The sequence below is a fragment of the Labrenzia sp. PHM005 genome (genome assembly GCF_006517275.1).
Classification (GTDB): domain Bacteria; phylum Pseudomonadota; class Alphaproteobacteria; order Rhizobiales; family Stappiaceae; genus Roseibium.
Genome location: NZ_CP041191.1, coordinates 2,540,724 through 2,558,121, shown reverse-complemented (window position 1 = coordinate 2,558,121; position 17,398 = coordinate 2,540,724). Strand labels below are relative to the sequence as shown.

Annotated in this window: 15 protein-coding genes; 5 read left to right on the top strand and 10 right to left on the bottom strand. The window is 55.1% G+C overall.

Annotated elements, in window-relative coordinates; genetic code table 11:
• Positions 1 to 77: 77 nt before the first annotated feature.
• The 5 genes from FJ695_RS11475 to FJ695_RS11455 all read right to left on the bottom strand — a co-directional run bounded on the left by FJ695_RS11475 (position 78) and on the right by FJ695_RS11455 (position 6,684).
• Positions 78 to 1,916: an ABC transporter ATP-binding protein gene (locus tag FJ695_RS11475; protein ID WP_141188687.1), complete on the bottom strand. Its 1,839-nt coding sequence runs from the start codon at positions 1,914 to 1,916 to the stop codon at positions 78 to 80.
• On the bottom strand, positions 1,909 to 2,379 hold the full coding sequence (locus FJ695_RS11470) for a hypothetical protein (protein WP_141185577.1): 471 nt from the start codon (positions 2,377 to 2,379) through the stop codon (positions 1,909 to 1,911). The genes FJ695_RS11475 and FJ695_RS11470 overlap by 8 nt, the downstream gene beginning before the upstream one ends.
• Positions 2,380 to 2,831: 452 nt before the next feature.
• Positions 2,832 to 4,151: a methyl-accepting chemotaxis protein gene (locus FJ695_RS11465; protein WP_209011010.1), complete on the bottom strand. Its 1,320-nt coding sequence runs from the start codon at positions 4,149 to 4,151 to the stop codon at positions 2,832 to 2,834.
• Positions 4,152 to 4,337: 186 nt separating this feature from the next.
• Positions 4,338 to 4,742 (bottom strand): DUF2177 family protein, encoded by a 405-nt coding sequence (locus FJ695_RS11460; RefSeq protein ID WP_141185576.1) that lies wholly within the window; start codon positions 4,740 to 4,742, stop codon positions 4,338 to 4,340.
• 88 nt (positions 4,743 to 4,830) lie between these two features.
• A complete protein-coding gene (locus tag FJ695_RS11455) occupies positions 4,831 to 6,684 on the bottom strand; it encodes an ABC transporter ATP-binding protein (RefSeq protein ID WP_141185575.1) in 1,854 nt (617 codons plus the stop codon).
• 130 nt (positions 6,685 to 6,814) lie between these two features.
• On the opposite strand from FJ695_RS11455, the gene FJ695_RS11450 reads away from it, so the two are divergent.
• Both FJ695_RS11450 and hemF read left to right on the top strand, forming a co-directional pair.
• Positions 6,815 to 7,291: a tRNA (cytidine(34)-2'-O)-methyltransferase gene (locus FJ695_RS11450; RefSeq protein WP_141185574.1), complete on the top strand. Its 477-nt coding sequence runs from the start codon at positions 6,815 to 6,817 to the stop codon at positions 7,289 to 7,291.
• Positions 7,292 to 7,339: 48 nt separating this feature from the next.
• Positions 7,340 to 8,266 (top strand): oxygen-dependent coproporphyrinogen oxidase, encoded by a 927-nt coding sequence (gene hemF, locus FJ695_RS11445; RefSeq protein WP_141185573.1) that lies wholly within the window; start codon positions 7,340 to 7,342, stop codon positions 8,264 to 8,266.
• Positions 8,267 to 8,292: 26 nt separating this feature from the next.
• Here the strand turns inward: hemF and FJ695_RS11440 are convergent, their stop codons facing one another.
• The 5 genes from FJ695_RS11440 to FJ695_RS11420 form a co-directional block, all read right to left on the bottom strand.
• Positions 8,293 to 9,414 (bottom strand): HD-GYP domain-containing protein, encoded by a 1,122-nt coding sequence (locus FJ695_RS11440; RefSeq protein ID WP_141185572.1) that lies wholly within the window; start codon positions 9,412 to 9,414, stop codon positions 8,293 to 8,295.
• Positions 9,415 to 9,500: 86 nt separating this feature from the next.
• Positions 9,501 to 10,748 carry a CCA tRNA nucleotidyltransferase gene (locus tag FJ695_RS11435; protein WP_141185571.1) on the bottom strand — a complete coding sequence of 416 codons (1,248 nt, stop codon included), beginning with the start codon at positions 10,746 to 10,748 and terminating at the stop codon, positions 9,501 to 9,503.
• A gap of 4 nt (positions 10,749 to 10,752) precedes the next feature.
• On the bottom strand, positions 10,753 to 11,013 hold the full coding sequence (locus FJ695_RS11430; RefSeq protein WP_141185570.1) for a DUF6111 family protein: 261 nt from the start codon (positions 11,011 to 11,013) through the stop codon (positions 10,753 to 10,755).
• Positions 11,013 to 11,663: a CoA pyrophosphatase gene (locus tag FJ695_RS11425; RefSeq protein ID WP_141185569.1), complete on the bottom strand. Its 651-nt coding sequence runs from the start codon at positions 11,661 to 11,663 to the stop codon at positions 11,013 to 11,015. Before FJ695_RS11425 ends, FJ695_RS11430 begins: the two co-directional genes overlap by 1 nt.
• Positions 11,664 to 11,717: 54 nt before the next feature.
• Positions 11,718 to 12,311, bottom strand: coding sequence for a DUF1285 domain-containing protein (locus FJ695_RS11420; RefSeq protein WP_141185568.1), 594 nt, complete (start codon positions 12,309 to 12,311; stop codon positions 11,718 to 11,720).
• 275 nt (positions 12,312 to 12,586) lie between these two features.
• On the opposite strand from FJ695_RS11420, the gene FJ695_RS11415 reads away from it, so the two are divergent.
• Genes FJ695_RS11415 through FJ695_RS11405 form a run of 3 tightly spaced genes read left to right on the top strand, consistent with a single transcriptional unit; the run spans position 12,587 to position 17,390 of the window.
• The gene (locus FJ695_RS11415; RefSeq protein ID WP_141185567.1) at positions 12,587 to 13,606 is read left to right on the top strand and encodes a MoxR family ATPase; all 1,020 of its coding nucleotides are present in this window, start codon (positions 12,587 to 12,589) and stop codon (positions 13,604 to 13,606) included.
• A gap of 37 nt (positions 13,607 to 13,643) precedes the next feature.
• On the top strand, positions 13,644 to 14,567 hold the full coding sequence (locus FJ695_RS11410; RefSeq protein WP_141185566.1) for a DUF58 domain-containing protein: 924 nt from the start codon (positions 13,644 to 13,646) through the stop codon (positions 14,565 to 14,567).
• A 3-nt stretch (positions 14,568 to 14,570) separates the two neighbouring features.
• The gene (locus tag FJ695_RS11405) at positions 14,571 to 17,390 is read left to right on the top strand and encodes a DUF4159 domain-containing protein (protein ID WP_141185565.1); all 2,820 of its coding nucleotides are present in this window, start codon (positions 14,571 to 14,573) and stop codon (positions 17,388 to 17,390) included.
• Positions 17,391 to 17,398: the final 8 nt, after the last annotated feature.

Below are 17,398 nucleotides of genomic sequence, written 5' to 3'. Positions count from 1 at the left end.
TTTTTCTGCCATTTTTTGGAAAGCTGCAAGGCCGGAATTTGCAAAAATCCCGGCCTAGCTTTGTCTAATCGTCTGATTCAGGCGGCCTGAACCGGTGCCAAGAAGCCACCAGACTGGTGTTGCCAGAGCTGCGCATACACCCCGTTGCGCTCCAGCAACTCGTGATGAGAGCCCTCTTCCATGATTCGACCGTTGTCCATGACAATCAGCCTATCCATGGCGGCAATGGTCGACAGCCGGTGCGCAATCGCAATCACTGTCTTGCCCTCCATCAGGTCAAACAGGCTTTCCTGGATTGCAATTTCCACCTCGGAATCGAGTGCCGAAGTCGCCTCGTCGAGCGCCAGGATCGGTGCATCTTTCAAGAGCACCCGGGCAATCGCAATTCTCTGACGCTGACCACCAGAGAGTTTCACGCCCCGTTCACCGACATGAGCATCCAGGCCAGTCCGGCCGTTTTGGTCTTCAAGTCCGTGCACGAACTCATCGGCGTGCGCCTTTTTAAGCGCAGCCATGACCTCTTCCCGGCTGACATCCGGCTTGCCATAGGCAACATTTTCGAAAATCGACCGATGCAAGAGAGACGTGTCTTGTGTGACCACACCGATGTTCTTGCGAATATCGTCCTGACGGACCTTAGACAGATCCTGTCCATCGATCAGGATATGGCCACCTTCCAGGTCGTAGAATCGGAGAAGCAAATTCACCAAGGTGGACTTACCTGCGCCAGAGCGGCCAATGAGTCCGATCTTTTCACCCGCCTTGATGGTCAAGCTCAAGTCCTCGATCACCCCGGCATCTTTGCCGTAGTGGAACCGGATCTTCTCAAACTGGATCTCGCCTTTTACGACAACTAGTGGCTTTGCATCCGGCTCATCAACCACATCACGCTCCCGCGAAATTGTGTTGATGCCGTCCTGAACCGTGCCGATGTTTTCGAAAAGACCGGAAACTTCCCACAAGATCCATTGCGACATGCCCTGGAGCCTGAGAACCAGCGCAACCGCGACTGCGATTTCGCCGGTGCCCACCAGTCCTTGTTGCCAAAGTACGATAGACAGTGCCGCCACACCAAAGAGCAACACCACATTCAATGCCATCAAGGTGATGTTCATGCCCGTCACCAGGCGCATCTGAAGAAAGACTGTCTTCAGAAAATCAAGCATGGACTTCTTTGCGTAGTCTTCTTCCCGCGCAGCATGTGAGAAGAGCTTCACGGTGGAAATATTGGTGTAAGCATCCACCACGTGACCGGTCATAAGCGACCGGGCGTCTGCCTGATCCCGCGAAATATTCTTCAATCGTGGAATGAAGATCCGCATTGTCAGCAGATATCCGCACAGCCAAGCCACGAAGGGTATCGCAAAATACGGGCTTGCCTCAGCGACCACGAACAAAGCAGCGACAAAATAAACGACGACATAGACAAGGATATCCGCAATCCGGGTGACAACCTCCCGGACAGCCAGAGCCGTTTGCATCAATTTGTTGGCGATCCGGCCGGCAAAGTCGTTTTGATAAAACGCGACGCTTTGCCGGAGCAGATACCGGTGAACCCGCCAGCGCACCGACATCGGATAGGTGCCCATCAGCCCCTGATGGAAAGCCATTTCCCAAACCGCCGAGACCGCTGGCAGAAGGACGAGAACAACAGCCCCCATCCAAAGGAGCCGCCCCCAGTTGTCAGCAAAAAACGTCTCAGCGTTTTCCGTTCCCAGCCAATTCACTAGGTCTCCCAGAAAGGTGAAGACCATGACTTCCAGGATCGCAATTGTAGCGCCCAAGACCGAGGCCACGGCAAGGATTGGCCACACCGGCTTGGTGTAGTACCAACAGAAAGCCCAGAAGCCTTTCGGCGGTACATCGAGTTCCGTGTTTTCAAACGGATCAATCAGGTTTTCGAACCACTTATACATGATGAACCTTTGCATGAGTGGGCTGGACGGATGCATGACCATCCCCGCACTCGAATTTATAGGGCTCCCTCTCATGATCGCGCACGCCGAGGCGCGGAGATGCAATCGCTGCCGAAGCACAGAAACTTACCAGCGATACTGCCACGATAAAGGAACCAAACAGAAGATTTTCAAGCCGGTCAGCGAACTGGAGCGCTGTCAGGGTCTTGCCATGGACGCCGACAGTTTCGATCGCTGCGAATTCGGAAACGAAGACCGGCGCCGCAAACAGCACTGTCAGAACGCCAGTCGCCCCGCCAAACAAACCGAATATCTTCAAAAAGTTGCGTATACCCAGTCGTGTGGACGGGCGCGGTTTCAAATACGGCTCAATGATGACGTCTGGGCGCCGGACAAGTGGCTCCTGGACGATATCCGGGCCTAAGCTGGGCCGGAATGGCCCAAGGGGATCACCGAAGGACATGATGTGTCTCCGAAACGAAGGAAATTGAGAGAAACGCCCGCAGACACGCGCAAGGACACGCATGCAGCCAGAACTGATGGGCGGCTTAAGCCGGACGTCGGAAAAGTGTTAGGAACTCAGGCGCGCTTTTTAGGCGAAACGCGCAGATGATCCCGTGCGAACCCGATGGACGGCTGTCGCTGTGTGCGTCGAACGATTCAGCATGTAAGCCCTCCTGGTTGCTTGGCCGGGCGGCCAAAGGGATTGAAACAACAACCCGTCAAGGTTGAGGACTTCTTGTTACTTTGGAAACGCGGCTAAGGGAAGAGCGATTTCCGCCGAACTGCACCTAAACCCAGAGCTGTGACAAATCAGCCACATATGTGACATGTGGGTGCACGGTCGTAATGCTTCATACAGCCCGGGACATATAAGGCAGCGGGACTTAACCACCATAGACAAGCGTCAAAGATTTAGGCTGCGCGGACACTTTGCAGGAATTGGGACACCTGAGCTTGGAGGGAATTGGAAAGACTACCCAGTTCTGCGGATGCACTGCTCATTCCTTCCGTCGCCGTCCGGCTCGCTTCCATCGCATCGTTCAATGCGCTGACATTGCCTGAAACACGCTCTGAGCTGTCCAGTGCCGTCTGTGCGCTGCCGTTGATTTCCCCTGTCGCAGACGTCTGGTCTTCGACAGCTTCCCGGATCTTCGACGAAATTTCACTTACCCGCTGAATGGTGTCCGCAATCGACGAAATGGCGACACCTGATTGCTCCGCCACATCCTGGACTGCGGCGACCTGCGCAGAAATGTCATCGGTTGCCTTTGTGGTCTGTTCGGCAAGCGCCTTGACTTCATTGGCCACAACAGCAAATCCACGGCCGGCATCTCCTGCCCGCGCCGCCTCGATTGTGGCGTTCAAAGCAAGTAGGTTGGTTTGGCTTGCGATCTGGCTGATAAGTTCAACGATTTCGCCAATTGCCCGGCCCGTTTCCGACAGGCGGCCAACAATCTCATCAGTCTTACGGGCTTCAGCCACAGCGGCATCTGCAATATCACTTGCCTGATCGACATCGTCGCGAACCCGTGACAGGGAGTCCGACAAACGATTGGAAGCCCCTGTTACTGTCTCCACAGACTGGTTGGCATCGCTTGACGCACTGCTGACTTCAGAGACCGCTTGAAGAGACGACTCAACAGCGTTTCTCAAGTCTACTGAATTGTTTTCAACGGTTCCCGTCGACTCTATCAAAGACGACACAACCCCCATGACCGACTTCTCAAAGTCATCGGCAACATCTTGCATCAAGGCCGACCGTTCTTCCGTCAATGCCTCCTGATGCGCTTGGTCCTTGCGCGCCTGCTCTCTAGCATTTTCAGCCAAATTGCTGCGAAAGTCAGTGACAGACCGGGCTATGGAACCGATTTCATCGTGACGTTCAACGCCATCAATCTCGATATCAAGATCTCCGGCCGAAAGACGGTCAAGTGCGGACTGGAGCCGGCTCAACGGGCGGGCAATTCCCACCGCAAGAACTACCGCAAGTCCTAGAAAAACTAGGCCCACTGGTGTCATCGTTAGCCCAATCGTGATCATTTGATCCAAGATCAGCCCGTCGATATTTGAAGCCACATTGCCGTCCAGGAACTGCTGGGCGCCGCTTGAGGTTCCAAGCTGTTCGATCAATGCCTGCCGAAATGTGTAGAAGGCGAATGCGGTGCCACCCATCATGATCAAGGCGGCAGTTACCACCATGGAAACAAAACGGCCGTTTATGGAAAGCGTCACGATAGTACGGGCCCCAACCCAACAAACATGGCAGTCTACGGGTAACGCACCTGCCCAAACCTGAATCGTCGTCGATAAATAATGCAAAGCTGTAAAAAATGAGTAACTACAAGCCTTAAGGCCCCAACGCAGAAACCGCAGCGTCACCCGGCAAACGCACCCACGTCATTTCTTCTTAGTGATGAATTAATTCAACAACTGCCGGCTCAACAAAAAACCAAGCGCAGCGGAGGACGCCGCTAAAATTGTACCCCATACAACATCAACCACCACAACGATTACGGGCCAGTTCTTCATGGTGGCGTAATTGGTGACGTCATAGGTTGCATAGGTGAAGAAACCGAACAATGCACCGTAAATAACCGCATATGCCAGACTGTCGTTTTTCAGGGCCGGCCCAACAGCGAACACCACAATCCCCACCACGTAAATCAGGTAAAAAGCGGCTGCCGCCGCCATGTTCGGCCGATCCATAAGAAGATGACCTATCCGATCAAAATAAAATCGTGTCGCGATTTGGCTGAGCCAGACGTAGTCGACTGCGAAAAACACGATGGCGGTGGTGACATAGGCGGTGGCGAACTGAACCATAAGACCCTCAGGTAATTGACCCGACCTTTACGTTGCTCACCGCACACTAGATCAAACACAATCTGCCAAAACGTCATCGAACCAAAAACTAGCCATCCAGAACTTCGGCCCTCAAAAATCCACCAGACTGACGCCGCCAGAGTTGAGCATAAAGACCGGCTTCATCTCGCAATAATTGCTCATGCGTGCCTTCCTGCACAATCCGTCCTCCATCCATCACGACAAGCCGGTCGAGAGCTGCAATGGTCGAGAGTCGGTGGGCAATAGCAATGACTGTCTTTCCCGCCATGAGTTGCTGCAGGTTTTCCTGGATCGCCGCTTCCACTTCAGAATCGAGCGCAGACGTTGCCTCGTCCAAAACCAGGATTGGCGCGTTCTTTAGAAGGACCCGGGCAATCGCAATCCGCTGGCGTTGCCCGCCGGACAATTTAACCCCACGCTCACCCGCATAGGCATCGAATCCTTTGCGTCCGGACTTGTCTTCCAATGCCTCAATGAAGTCCAGCGCATGCGCCCGCCGGGCGGATTGATAAAGGTCGGCTTCGCTAGCGTCGGGACGCCCATATAAAATGTTCTCGCGGATGGACCGGTGCAACAAGGAAGGATCCTGTGTCACCATTCCGATCGACTTGCGAAGCGATTCTTGAGTAACGCTGCGAACATCGTGGCCATCAATGGATATCCGGCCAGCTTCAACGTCGAAGAACCGCAGCAAAAGACTGGTCAATGTGGTTTTACCGGCTCCTGAAGGTCCAACCAGGCCGACACGTTCGCCCGGTTTGATCGAGAGATCCAGATGATCAATGACCCCACCCTGTTTGCCGTAATGAAACTTGATCCCCTGAAAGTCCACGGCACCCTTGCTAACCGTTAAAGCTGTAGCACCCGCTTTATCGGTGAGAGTCACTGGCTTGACGATAGCTTCCATACTGTCCTGGAGGGTGCCGAAATTCCGGAACAAGCCATTCAGCTGATTGAACAAACGATTGAGCAGAATGCTCAGCCGCAAAATAAGGCTCAACGTGAAAGCCACATGCCCCGTGCTAATGCCGCCCTTTTGCCAGGCAATCAAAGCCACGGCCGTGATCGCGACGATCATCACCCCGTTTATCAGGCTCATTACCATCCGGATCGTCGTCAGCAACCGGGTAAAGGCCATCAACTTGCCGATGAAATGCAAGAACGCCGAACGGGCGCCCCGATTCTCTTCGCTCAGAGACCCGAAAAGTTTGACGGACTGTATATTGCTGTAGGTATCCACAAGCCGTCCGGATGCCCCGGAATAAGCGTTGGCCGTTTCCTTTGCCGCTCCCCTAACCCGCGGTACGAAGATCCATGCTGTGAGGGAAAAACAACCGAGCCACAGGCACACGATGGCGCCAAGCCACAGATCCAGATCCGCAACCAGCACCAGGGTGGTCAAGGCATAGACCACGATGAACCAAACGACCTGCAGAAGATTGACCATGAAGTCGCCAGCAGACAGGCCAGACTGCAAGACCTTTTGGGACAACCGGCCGGCCAGATCATCCTGAAAGTAACTTAGGCTCTGGCGCATCACCTGTTGGTGTGCCTGCCACCGCACAAGATTGAAGAACCCAGGAACAATTGTCTGCTCCTCAAGCAAGGCCATCAGTGTGTTGGCTGCCACCCGTACGACCACGACGAAAACGGCCATGCCCACCAGGATCCATGCATGATCAGCAAAAAATGTTTCAGGGGTGCTGCTATCCAGAAGATCCACGATTTTGCCCAGAAAACTGAACAGCGTGACTTCCACAAAGGCCGTCAGGCCACCTGCAAACAGCATCAGAAAAAACGGCCAGCGCGCTTGTTTTAAGAAGAACATCAGAAAGGCCAGGCCGCCGCGAGGGATCGGCGCCTCGGGCAGCGGACGGAAGGGATCGATCCAGGATTCAAAAAGCCGGAACAGGGCGGACATGAGTTTTCCAGACAAGGCGGGCAAGCGATTCTAGCACCTATCTTACGCTTGGAGCCAAGGCTTGGGCCACGGTGCATGACAGAAAGCAATCGACCTGCTAGGAGGCGTTGGCTTTCTAAGGACCAAACATATGCCCGATATCGCCCTTTACCAGCCTGACATCCCGCAAAATACTGGCACGATCCTAAGATTGGCGGCTTGTTTGAACGTCACAGTTCACATAATCGAACCAGCCGGTTTTCCGATATCCGACAGCGCATTGAAGCGCGCGGGTATGGATTACCTTGAGCGGGCGGCGATGAAACGGCACATCAATTTCGAAGCTTTCGACAGTTGGAGGCGCGATCAAAACCGCCGCCTTCTGTTGCTCACCACCAAAACTGACCTGGCCTATACAGATTTTGAATATCAGCCCGGAGATATCTTGCTTATGGGCCGGGAAAGTACAGGGGTGCCCAAAGACATTCACGCTTTGGCGGACGGCCGGCTGACCATTCCTATGGCCGATGGCATGCGCTCGCTGAACGTTGCTGTTTCCACTGGCATGGTGCTTGGCGAGGCCTTGCGGCAGACACAAGCATTTCCTAAAAGAGCAGGCCAATCTTGAGCCGGGATTATCTTCCCGGAAGAAGCTTACTATGCCGAGGCATTTCCGATGACAGCAAACTCTCCTGAATCCCGTGGTGGCCCGATCCCTGATGGTATCGAGGACAAAAAAAAGTTAGCCGCTGCGTGGTTCAAAGATCTGCGTGATCAGATTTGCAATGCGTTTGAAACGCTGGAAGACGAAATCGGTGACCGCAAAGGCCCTTTGGGCGACCAGCCTGTGGGCAAGTTTGAGCGCACTCCTTGGGAGCGTACCGACAGCACCGGAGCCAAAGGTGGCGGCGGGGTCATGTCTATGATGCATGGCCGGGTGTTTGAAAAAGTTGGCGTTCATATTTCGACGGTCCACGGTGAATTCTCACCTGAGTTCCGGGGGCAAATCCCTGGCGCGAGCGAGGATCCAAGATTTTGGGCCTCGGGGATCAGCCTCATTGCCCACCCGCACAATCCCAATGTGCCCGCGGTTCACATGAACACGCGCATGGTTGTCACAACCCGGCAATGGTTCGGCGGTGGCGCTGATCTGACACCAGTTCTAGATGCCCGCCGCACCCAGGAAGATCCTGACACCGTCGGCTTCCATGCGGCGATGAAGGCAGCTTGTGACCCGCATGCAGTAGCGGATTATCCCAGGTACAAAGACTGGTGCGACGAGTATTTCTTCCTAAAACACCGCAATGAACCGCGGGGCATCGGCGGCATTTTCTATGATTATCTCAATAGTGGAGATTGGGACGCGGATCTGGCGTTTACGAAGGACGTCGGCCTGGCATTTCTTAAAATCTATCCAGAGCTGGTCCGCCGCAATTTTGAAAAATCTTGGACCGATGACCAGCGCGAAGAACAATTGATCCGCCGGGGCAGGTATGTGGAATACAATCTTCTCTATGATCGAGGCACAATTTTCGGGCTCAAGACCGGCGGCAATGTTACCTCGATCCTGTCGTCCATGCCGCCCGTGGTGAAGTGGCCTTAATAGACCGGTAAATCCAACCGATAGCTCTATGCGGCGGCGCCATTGTCCGCCGCCGAACTTGGCTTTGAGACTTCACCGAAGCCCCTGTCCACGATCATTCCGACGAATTGGCGCAGCAAATCCTGATCGAGTTTTGGCCCCATTTCTCTCATATTGGCCAGAGCCTGACGGACTGGAATAGCCTCTTTGTAGGCCCGCTCCTCGGTCAAAGCGACGAAAATATCGCAAATTGTTATCAGTCTGACCTTCGGCGAAATACGTTTTCCCTTTAAACCATTCGGATATCCGGACCCATCTAGATATTCGTGATGCTGGATGGCCATCCGTTTGACTTCAAAAGGAACTTCCAAGCGCGGTTTCAGGATCTCCTGGCCATAGATCGGGTGTTTTTGGACCAATGCCAATTCTTCATCGCTGAGTGCAGTTTGCTTATCTAAGATCGTCAGTGGAATGCGCATTTTGCCGATATCATGTACCAACCCGCCAGCGATCACTTCCTTACAGTCGGCTTCAGACCACGTGAGATGACGCGCAAAGGCTCCGGCCAGACCAGACACTTTCAGGGAATGACTATACGTGCCGCTGTGGTGGTGCTGAACGACCTGCATCCAGGTGTTCAAACCATCAAGTTCAATGGCAGCCAGCATCTCCGCGGCACTGTCCTCCATGGCCTTGACTTTGATTTCCATATCGGTGGAAGCAGACATGCATAAGGACTCAAGAAACGCATTTGATTTGCCATAAGCCTCGGCCGTCTTTGCAGGCGTATCGTCCGGAAGGTCTGCAAGAATGTCGGTGTTGAGATGCTTTTTGATTTGTTGAAGCAACAGGGCCAACGGCGCCTCGCGATCCAACAATTCCGTTTGCCCGAGTGCAGCGGCTTGTGTGAGTTCTCTACGATCCGACTTGGCAACAATGCAGATCACCGGGATTTCGGCAATGGTTTGCCACGACGCTTTGAGAGCCGACATTCCAGCTTCGCTCGATCCGATTAGCTCAATCACAGCGACAGCTGCGTCTCCAACGGTTTTTTCGGAGACTTTCGCCATGTCGATCAGACGTGCGGGAAAGAAAAACGGCACTTTCCGTAGCGGCGATGCCATTGGCAGCGGCCCATCGGAGATCAATATGACTTCGCTTTGTGGCATTGCCCGTTTCCCCAAATCCTCCCAGCCCCGCATCATGACCCAGCGGAACCTTCTAGGATATTTATCGAAGGACCCTTATCAATTCGCTAAACGTTGATCACCACCCGGGACATCAGATCTTTCTTATCAAGCGTAAATCCGCTCTCGCGCCAAATCTGTTCAAGTGACTTGAGCAACTGGCCGACGCCTGGCCCTGGAGGATGGCCCAAGGCAATCACGTCCGCACCCTTCAATGGAAAGATCGGGATATCGGCCGTTCGCAAAGTCTGCAGCGACTTACTAAAATCCGGTTTCGAACCGGTCCGGTATTGTCCCTCAAAAGCTGCCCAATAGGCCAGCAGCCCATCAATAGCGCCTTGGCGGCCATGAACATACAACAACCACTTCAAGTCTGGCCAAGTATCCGCCTGCCGGAACTGCTTATAAACGGTCCAGCCGGTCATCATCCGTCTGCGTTCCGAATTCGATAGGCGGAGCCGGTCTGCCACCCGGTCCACATCCTCGCGGACAAATCCAGCAAGGACGATCAACCCAAGTTCCGGATCGCGGGTTTCAGCAGCTATTCCATCGAGCGCGCGCAAAGCATCATAATCGTCAATCCGGGCCAGTCCGCCTGTTGCGATCTCCCAAAGGCCGCAATCATTCATCATTCGCAGAGCAATGGCCGCCTTGGGCGCTGCCATTAGTCGGCGCATTTCATGGCCAATACGCTCTGCGGAAAGGTGCCGCAATCCGTCACGCTCACGCAAACATGCGCCGAGCCCGTCCGCGTCCATGTCGCCTTCGCCATAGGCTGCATAGATCCTAAAAAACCGCAGAATTCGCAGGTAATCTTCGCGGATGCGCATATCGGGGTCGCCAATGAAACGAACCCGGCGGGCAAAACAATCCTCAAGGCCGTCCAGCGGATCGTGCAAATACCCATGCCGATCCACGTAAAGGGCATTCATCGTAAAATCCCGGCGCAGTGCATCTTTGGTCCAATCGCGGCCAAACACCACGCGGGCCTGCCGACCGTAGGTTTCGACATCTTCCCGTAATGTCGTCACTTCATAAGGGAAGCCATTGCTGATCACAGTGATGGTACCGTGGTCGATCCCGGTTCCAATTGCCTTCAACCCCGCATTAGAAGCACGGCGCATCACATCCTGAGGCGTCGCTGTGGTCGCGATATCGATGTCGGGAACGGAATAACCCAGCAATGTGTTTCGGATTGCCCCGCCAACAACACGTGCACTATCCCCGTCCCGGTCAATCGCAGAAAACACGGCCTGTATATCTTTCGACAGCAGCCAATCAGCCGCAGCGAGTATCTGATGCGCCTTTTCCTTCATGGCACTATTCGAACCGGCCCGGAACGAGCACTCCGTCCTTAAACTCCGAAGGTCTGTACTCCTTACCTTCCGGTGCCTTGTTCAAAAGGGCAACTGCAACAAACCCAGAAATTGTCAAAGCCAGACCGGCAAGCGTCAGCCACGCGACGGGGCCGCGCGACCAGCTCTCTGGTTTGTCGCCCTTTTTGGACAACCATAACCACGTCGCATAACAAGCAAAGGGCAGCAAAAACAGAAACAGTTGCGTCAGTATTATGCGCAGCATCAGCGGTACACCGTGTCGTACAAGGAGCGAATAATTCCAGCCGTTACACCCCAGATGTAACGGTCGGCAAAAGGCATCTCATAAAAGTAGCGGCGTTGCCCATTCCATACCCGGCTCTGCTTCTGGTGATTGGCCGGATCCATCAGGAACTGAAATGGCACTTCAAAGACGTCTTCCACCTCGTTCGGATTTGGAACATAGCTGACCGGCTCATCAACAGCCGCAATAACCGGTATGATGCGATAACCCGATCCAGTGAAATATGGCGCCAGTTTCCCCAATGGCCGTGCGAGTCCCGGATCCAGCCCAATTTCCTCATGGGCCTCCCGCAGGGCGGCATCAACCGGACCATTATCTTCCGGATCGATTTTTCCACCGGGAAAGGCCACCTGTCCTGCATGAGAATTCAAATGCCCGGTGCGCTGTGTCAGGACAACACTTGGTCCGTCAGCAGCATTGCGCAGGCCGATCAACACAGCTGCTTCGCGCGGTGGCTTCTCCCAACTCGCAAACAGATCGATACCCGGATTTAAAATATGATCGCCAGTGTCCCGTTCAGGCTCCACTTGTGCTGCGAGATCAAGCCGTTGTTTCAAATCTTGGGCCCAACCGGTCAGGCTGTTATCGATCGTCTCAAAAGAAGCTGTCATTGATTCTGATATGGGTCAGTTCCATTCAAAGGGCAATCACAAGTTGGAACAAGGTTACAGGAGGTCAGGATCAAGGGCAAAAAACTGCCCGCTGCTCCAAACACCCGTCTCGGTTCCATTGGAAACGGTATGCTCCGCTATTAGGTCCGCCAGCTGATACATCAAAGCGCGGGTGAATAGCGCTTCGAGACGGCCACGAACCAAAACATAGGGTTTTAGACCTCCGCTCTCCGCCTCCATTTCGAATCGCAGCGGATGATCTTTACCGATTCGGATCAAATCACCGAGATTTGAGCGTACTGTTAAAGTCTGCGCAGTCCCTTCGCCCTCAACAGCCATCTCAACCGCCAGGAGCGGCGCATCTTCGACTGTGATACCGATCTTTTCGACTGGTGTGACAAGATAGTGTTTGCCGTCTTCATCCTTACGCAGGACGGAGGCAAACAGTTCCACCAAAGGCTTCCGGCCGATAGGAGAACCGAGGTAATACCAGGTCCCGTCCCGGGCAATCCGGATGTCCAGATCCCCGCAAAATGGCGGATTCCATTTATCGACCGGCCTTAATGTCTTATCCTTTGCATCGGCCCGGCTCATCAACGCCTTGAGGCCTTCTGGCAAGGAAGCGTCCGTCTGTGCGTCTGTTGTCATCTTTTTCCCTCGGCCCAAATTCGTTTTACCAAGGCTCCGAAAATCTACCTAGCCTCTATCAATGAGGCCGTGCGTTTCTACCTGATATCCATTGATCTTTTTGCATTTATCCAAAAGCGATGAAAAGATTCTTGGACCTATCCACTGTATGGCGCACAATTGCGCCTTATGTACCAGTTTATATGGTGTCAAACTGTCATAACAGCAGCAACTTAGCAGCCTACCGCCTCCGCCCGGCAACCGCCGCACCGTCAAAGCAACAGGATAGGTGATCCATGAGCGTCGTTTCTCCCACAAATCCCTCCGAAGAAGATCTCGCCGCTGTTGCTGAAAGCGCGGAACGGGCAGTCGAGCGCATCTCAGATGTTAAAGCCGACATAGCCCGCATCATTTTCGGACAGGAAACAGTGGTTGAGCAATCACTGGTTACCATTCTGGCCGGCGGACATGGTTTGTTGGTCGGCGTCCCCGGTCTTGCCAAAACCAAACTGGTAGAAACTCTGGGAACCGTCCTTGGACTTGACGCCCGACGGATTCAGTTCACGCCCGATTTGATGCCGTCCGATATTCTTGGCGCAGAGGTCATGGAGCAAGACGCCAGCGGGGGACGGTCTTTCCGGTTTATTCCGGGGCCGGTATTCTCCCAGCTCCTGATGGCGGATGAGATCAACCGTGCCAGCCCGCGGACCCAATCGGCCCTTCTACAGGCCATGCAGGAATATCATGTCACGGTCGCGGGGCATCCGCATGATCTGCCTCGCCCATTCCACGTTCTGGCAACACAAAACCCATTGGAACAGGAAGGCACATACCCACTCCCAGAAGCACAGCTTGACCGCTTCTTGATGCAGATTGATGTGCATTATCCGGATTTGGAAGCCGAGCGGCGCATTCTGCTGGAGACGACAGGAGCCGGGCAAACGGCTGCGCATGGCGCAATTACCGCTCAAGAATTGATGGAGTACCAGCAGCTGGTGCGGCGCATGCCCGTCGGCGAATCTGTCGTTGAAAGTATATTGAAACTGGTGAGATCTGCCCGGCCGGGAGAGAGTTCAGAAAACTCAGATCTCACTGATTTGATTGCCTGGGGCCCCGGACCACGTGCTAGCCAGGCTTTGATGCTCACCGTCCGGGCACGGGCACTGGTCGATGGCCGCCTAGCTCCGTCCTTGGATGATGTGCTCGCCCTTGCTGAGCCGATTCTTCAGCACCGGATGGCTCTGACATTTGCGGCGCGCGCTGATGGGCATACCGTCCGCGATATCATCCGCCGGGTGAAGGAAACCATAACCTGATTGGAAGGTTTCTTTGACGAGGGAGGAACTTGAGACCATGGCCTCACTAGGTGAGCGAGCGAATATCGACCAGACGACTTGGCCGAATGTCATTGGCGAAGCCCGCTCGGTTGCGGATGCGCTCCCGGATCTGCTTGTTGAAGCCAGCCATGTTGCAAGTTCCATCATCGCAGGCTGGCATGGCCGCCGCCGCGCGGGACCTGGTGAAAGCTTCTGGCAATTCCGGCCATTTAATATGGGGGAACCGGCCAAGCGCATTGATTGGCGCCGGTCCGCCCGAGATGACCATCTTTATGTGCGCGAACGTGAATGGGAAGCCGCTCATACGGTCTGGTTGTGGGCAGATTTGTCATCGTCCATGGTATTCCGGTCGCGCCTTTCTGAAGCCAGCAAACGTGACAGATCTCTTGTTTTGATGCTGGCTGTTGCAGACATGCTCGCCGAAACCGGCGAACGAATCGGTTTGACGGGTGTCACGCGGCCATTTTCGGACCGAAGGGCTGCCGAACGGCTCGCCGATGCCCTCACCCATTTATCGAAACCGGTCGCGCTGCCGGATCCCACCGATGTCAAACGTTTTGCAGATGTCGTCTTGATCTCCGACTTTCTGGATCCTCTGGAAGAGATCTCTGCCTGGATTGCACAGGTCGCAGGCACTGGCGCCCGTGGTCATCTCGTGCAGGTTCTCGATCCGATCGAAGAAACCTTCCCCTTTGATGGCCGCATAGAGTTCAGTGATCCTGAGCAAGGGATCCGGCTCACAGCGGGACGGGCCGAAACCTGGAGAGCAGAATACCAGAACCGCCTTGAAGCCCATCGCGCTGAAATCCGCGACATGGCCCGGCGGGCCGGCTGGACTTATGTTCTTCATCATACAGATCATTCTGCGGCAGAACCGCTTCTGGTTCTGCACAGTGCCTTGTCCGGCAATCTGGATGTGATCCCGAAGGGAGGCGCGTAATCAATGTTTGCAAGTTTGCCGCTGACCTTTACCGCTCCATGGATTCTCGCAGCGTTGGCGTTGCTACCGGTGATCTGGTGGCTCTTGCGCCTCACCCCGCCACGCCCGCGGCAAGTTGCCTTCCCCCCAACACGCCTTTTGATCGACATCGATGAACATGATGAAACTCCACAGCGAAGCCCCTGGTGGCTGACCTTGTTGCGGCTGTTACTCGCAGCGATCTTGATCATTGCCCTTGCTGGGCCTGTCTGGCGGGCGCAAGAGCCAGTGGCCAGCCGTGACGGCGTTTTGTGGCTGCTGATCGACAACGGCTGGACCTCCGCCGAAGGATGGGTCGACCAGGTTCGGACCGCCGAACAGATCCTCGCAGAAGCCGAACAAAACAGTCAGCCAGTGCTGTTTGCCGCGACAGCAGAAGGTCCTGGTCAGGCATTTGTTCCAGAAAGCCCTGCTGCCGCGCTTGAGAAACTACGAGCGCTGGACCCAAGACCTTACCCTCCGCTGCGCAGCGAGTTGAACATTGGCCTTCGAAAAGCCGCCCAAGAAACACCTCCTGGCGCTGTCGTTTGGCTCTCGGACGGAACACACACTGTCGACCCGTTTCTGGAAACATTGGCTGCGCTTACAGAAGGTACTCCGGTAACTGTTCTGACTGGACTGGAAACACCGCTTGGCCTTAAGGGCCTTGCAAACGACACCGAAGCCTTGAGTGTAGATGTCGTCCGGCATCCAGAAAACCAAACGAAGACGGCAAATGTCCGGGCTCTGGATCTGAAGGGGCTGGTTCTTGCAGAAGCAACGGCGACTTTCGCGGGTGATGAATTGCAGGCCGAAGCGCGGTTTGAGCTTCCAAGCGAGTTGCGCAATGACATCGCCCGGGTCGAAATCACCGGCGAATTGGCGGCTGGAGCAGTCCAATTGGTTGACGACAGCTGGCGCCGGCGGACAGTTGGCCTTATTTCGGGACAATCAGGTGACCTCGATCAACCGCTGTTGTCGCCGCTCTACTATCTTGAACGTGCCCTTGCGCCCTTCTCCGATATCCGCCGCCCCCGTGACAGCGACATCGCCGTGGCAGTACCTGCGCTGATCGATCAGGGTATCTCCGTGATGATACTGGCTGACGTCGGGCGTTTGCCGGACACAACAGCAGATGTGCTCGCCGACTGGGTTCGCAACGGCGGTACCTTGGTTCGATTTGCCGGCCCCAGAACAGCGGGCGGGACGGACGAGCTGATCCCGGTAAGCTTGCGGGCTGGCGACCGGTCGCTTGGCGGCTCGCTTTCTTGGAAACAACCGCAGCATCTGGCGCCCTTCCCGGAAACATCGCCATTCTCCGGCTTGAAAGTCCCCGGGGAAGTGACAGTCACCCGTCAAGTATTGGCCGAACCGACCTCCGATCTTCCCAAACGCACCTGGGCGATGCTGGAAGATGGCACGCCTTTGGTTACCGCAACACAATCGGGCGCCGGCAGCCTTGTCTTGTTCCACGTGACGGCCGATTCCACTTGGTCCAACCTGCCGCTGTCAGGCGTTTTCTTAAATATGCTGCGACGGATACTGTCTGTTTCTAATGTCGCACAAGCCTCCGAAACGGCGGAAGATGGACAAGCCGCCCGCAGCGTTCTGCCACCCTTGCGGCTACTTGACGGCTATGGCCGCTTTGGCTCGCCCCCGGTCGACGTAACACCTGTCAGTGCGAACGAATTCCGCGATGCGCTTGCTAGCCGCCGAACACCACCTGGCCTTTATGGAACCGAGGACGGTTTTCGCGCGCTCAATTTGATGCGCCCGGACGACACCTTGCAGCCGCTCAACATTGAAGCCCTAGGACCGGACGCGGAGACAGCTCCCTATCCCGCCTCTGATCCATTGGATCTGCGGGCAGTTTTCTTCACACTGGTCTTCCTGTTGATGATCCTGGATGCGGCCGCAGTATTTTTCCTCGCAGGCGGCATCAGCCGCATGCGGTTGCGTAGCCGAATGGCCAGCGTTGCAGCCGTTGCTCTAACCGCAACGCTGCTGGCATTCGGAGCCGATCTGAATTCTGCCAAAGCGCAATCGTCTTCAGACGATTTGAGGGCCTTGGAAGCAACCTTGCAAACCCGGCTCGCATATGTGCTCACCGGGTCTCCAGAAGTCGATGATGCCAGTGCAGCCGGGCTAAGCGGTCTTTCTCAATTCCTCGCAGAACGTACAGCACTGGAACCCGGCGAACCGGTTGCAATCGACATAGCCCGGGACGAACTGTCCTATTATTCTCTGCTCTACTGGCCCATTGACCCCGCAGCGGACAAGCCGAGCGACCGAACAATTGCCCGGATCGACACCTTCATGCGCAATGGAGGGACGATCCTGTTTGACACCCGCGATCATATCAATGCGTCGACTACCGGCTTTGGCTCCACACCAGCCACACTGAAATTGCGCCAGATCCTGGAAGACTTGGATGTCCCGCCCTTGGAGCCAGTTCCACCGGACCATGTCCTGACGAAGGCGTTCTATCTTCTGGAAACATTTCCCGGCCGCTATGCCACCAGTCCTTTGTGGGTCGAAAGCCTTGAAGACATCAATGCCCGTGGGGACCGCCCGGTGCGGGCCGGAGACGGTGTTTCACCGCTGATGATTACCGGCAACGATTTTGCCGCGGCCTGGGCCATCACCCCCTCAGGCGAGTTTATGTACCCGACCGTGCCGAATAATCCGGTGCAGCGGGACTACGCTTTTAGGGCTGGTGTTAACATCGTCATGTATAGCCTGACTGGCAACTACAAGGCCGATCAAGTCCACATTCCGGCCCTTCTGGAACGGCTGGGGCAATAGGAGGTCTG

Bases quoted from the DNA above. Each gene is read 5' to 3' on its own strand.
- FJ695_RS11430 (WP_141185570.1), bottom strand. From the start codon at position 11,013: ATGCTGCGCATAATACTGACGCAACTGTTTCTGTTTTTGCTGCCCTTT.
- hemF (WP_141185573.1), top strand. From the start codon at position 7,340: ATGACAGCAAACTCTCCTGAATCCCGTGGTGGCCCGATCCCTGATGGT.
- FJ695_RS11410 (WP_141185566.1), top strand. From the start codon at position 13,644: ATGGCCTCACTAGGTGAGCGAGCGAATATCGACCAGACGACTTGGCCG.
- FJ695_RS11415 (WP_141185567.1), top strand. From the start codon at position 12,587: ATGAGCGTCGTTTCTCCCACAAATCCCTCCGAAGAAGATCTCGCCGCT.
- FJ695_RS11405 (WP_141185565.1), top strand. From the start codon at position 14,571: ATGTTTGCAAGTTTGCCGCTGACCTTTACCGCTCCATGGATTCTCGCA.
- FJ695_RS11435 (WP_141185571.1), bottom strand. From the start codon at position 10,748: ATGAAGGAAAAGGCGCATCAGATACTCGCTGCGGCTGATTGGCTGCTG.
- FJ695_RS11460 (WP_141185576.1), bottom strand. From the start codon at position 4,742: ATGGTTCAGTTCGCCACCGCCTATGTCACCACCGCCATCGTGTTTTTC.
- FJ695_RS11440 (WP_141185572.1), bottom strand. From the start codon at position 9,414: ATGCCACAAAGCGAAGTCATATTGATCTCCGATGGGCCGCTGCCAATG.
- FJ695_RS11470 (WP_141185577.1), bottom strand. From the start codon at position 2,379: ATGTCCTTCGGTGATCCCCTTGGGCCATTCCGGCCCAGCTTAGGCCCG.
- FJ695_RS11425 (WP_141185569.1), bottom strand. From the start codon at position 11,663: ATGACAGCTTCTTTTGAGACGATCGATAACAGCCTGACCGGTTGGGCC.
- FJ695_RS11475 (WP_141188687.1), bottom strand. From the start codon at position 1,916: ATGTATAAGTGGTTCGAAAACCTGATTGATCCGTTTGAAAACACGGAA.
- FJ695_RS11450 (WP_141185574.1), top strand. From the start codon at position 6,815: ATGCCCGATATCGCCCTTTACCAGCCTGACATCCCGCAAAATACTGGC.
- FJ695_RS11420 (WP_141185568.1), bottom strand. From the start codon at position 12,311: ATGACAACAGACGCACAGACGGACGCTTCCTTGCCAGAAGGCCTCAAG.
- FJ695_RS11455 (WP_141185575.1), bottom strand. From the start codon at position 6,684: ATGTCCGCCCTGTTCCGGCTTTTTGAATCCTGGATCGATCCCTTCCGT.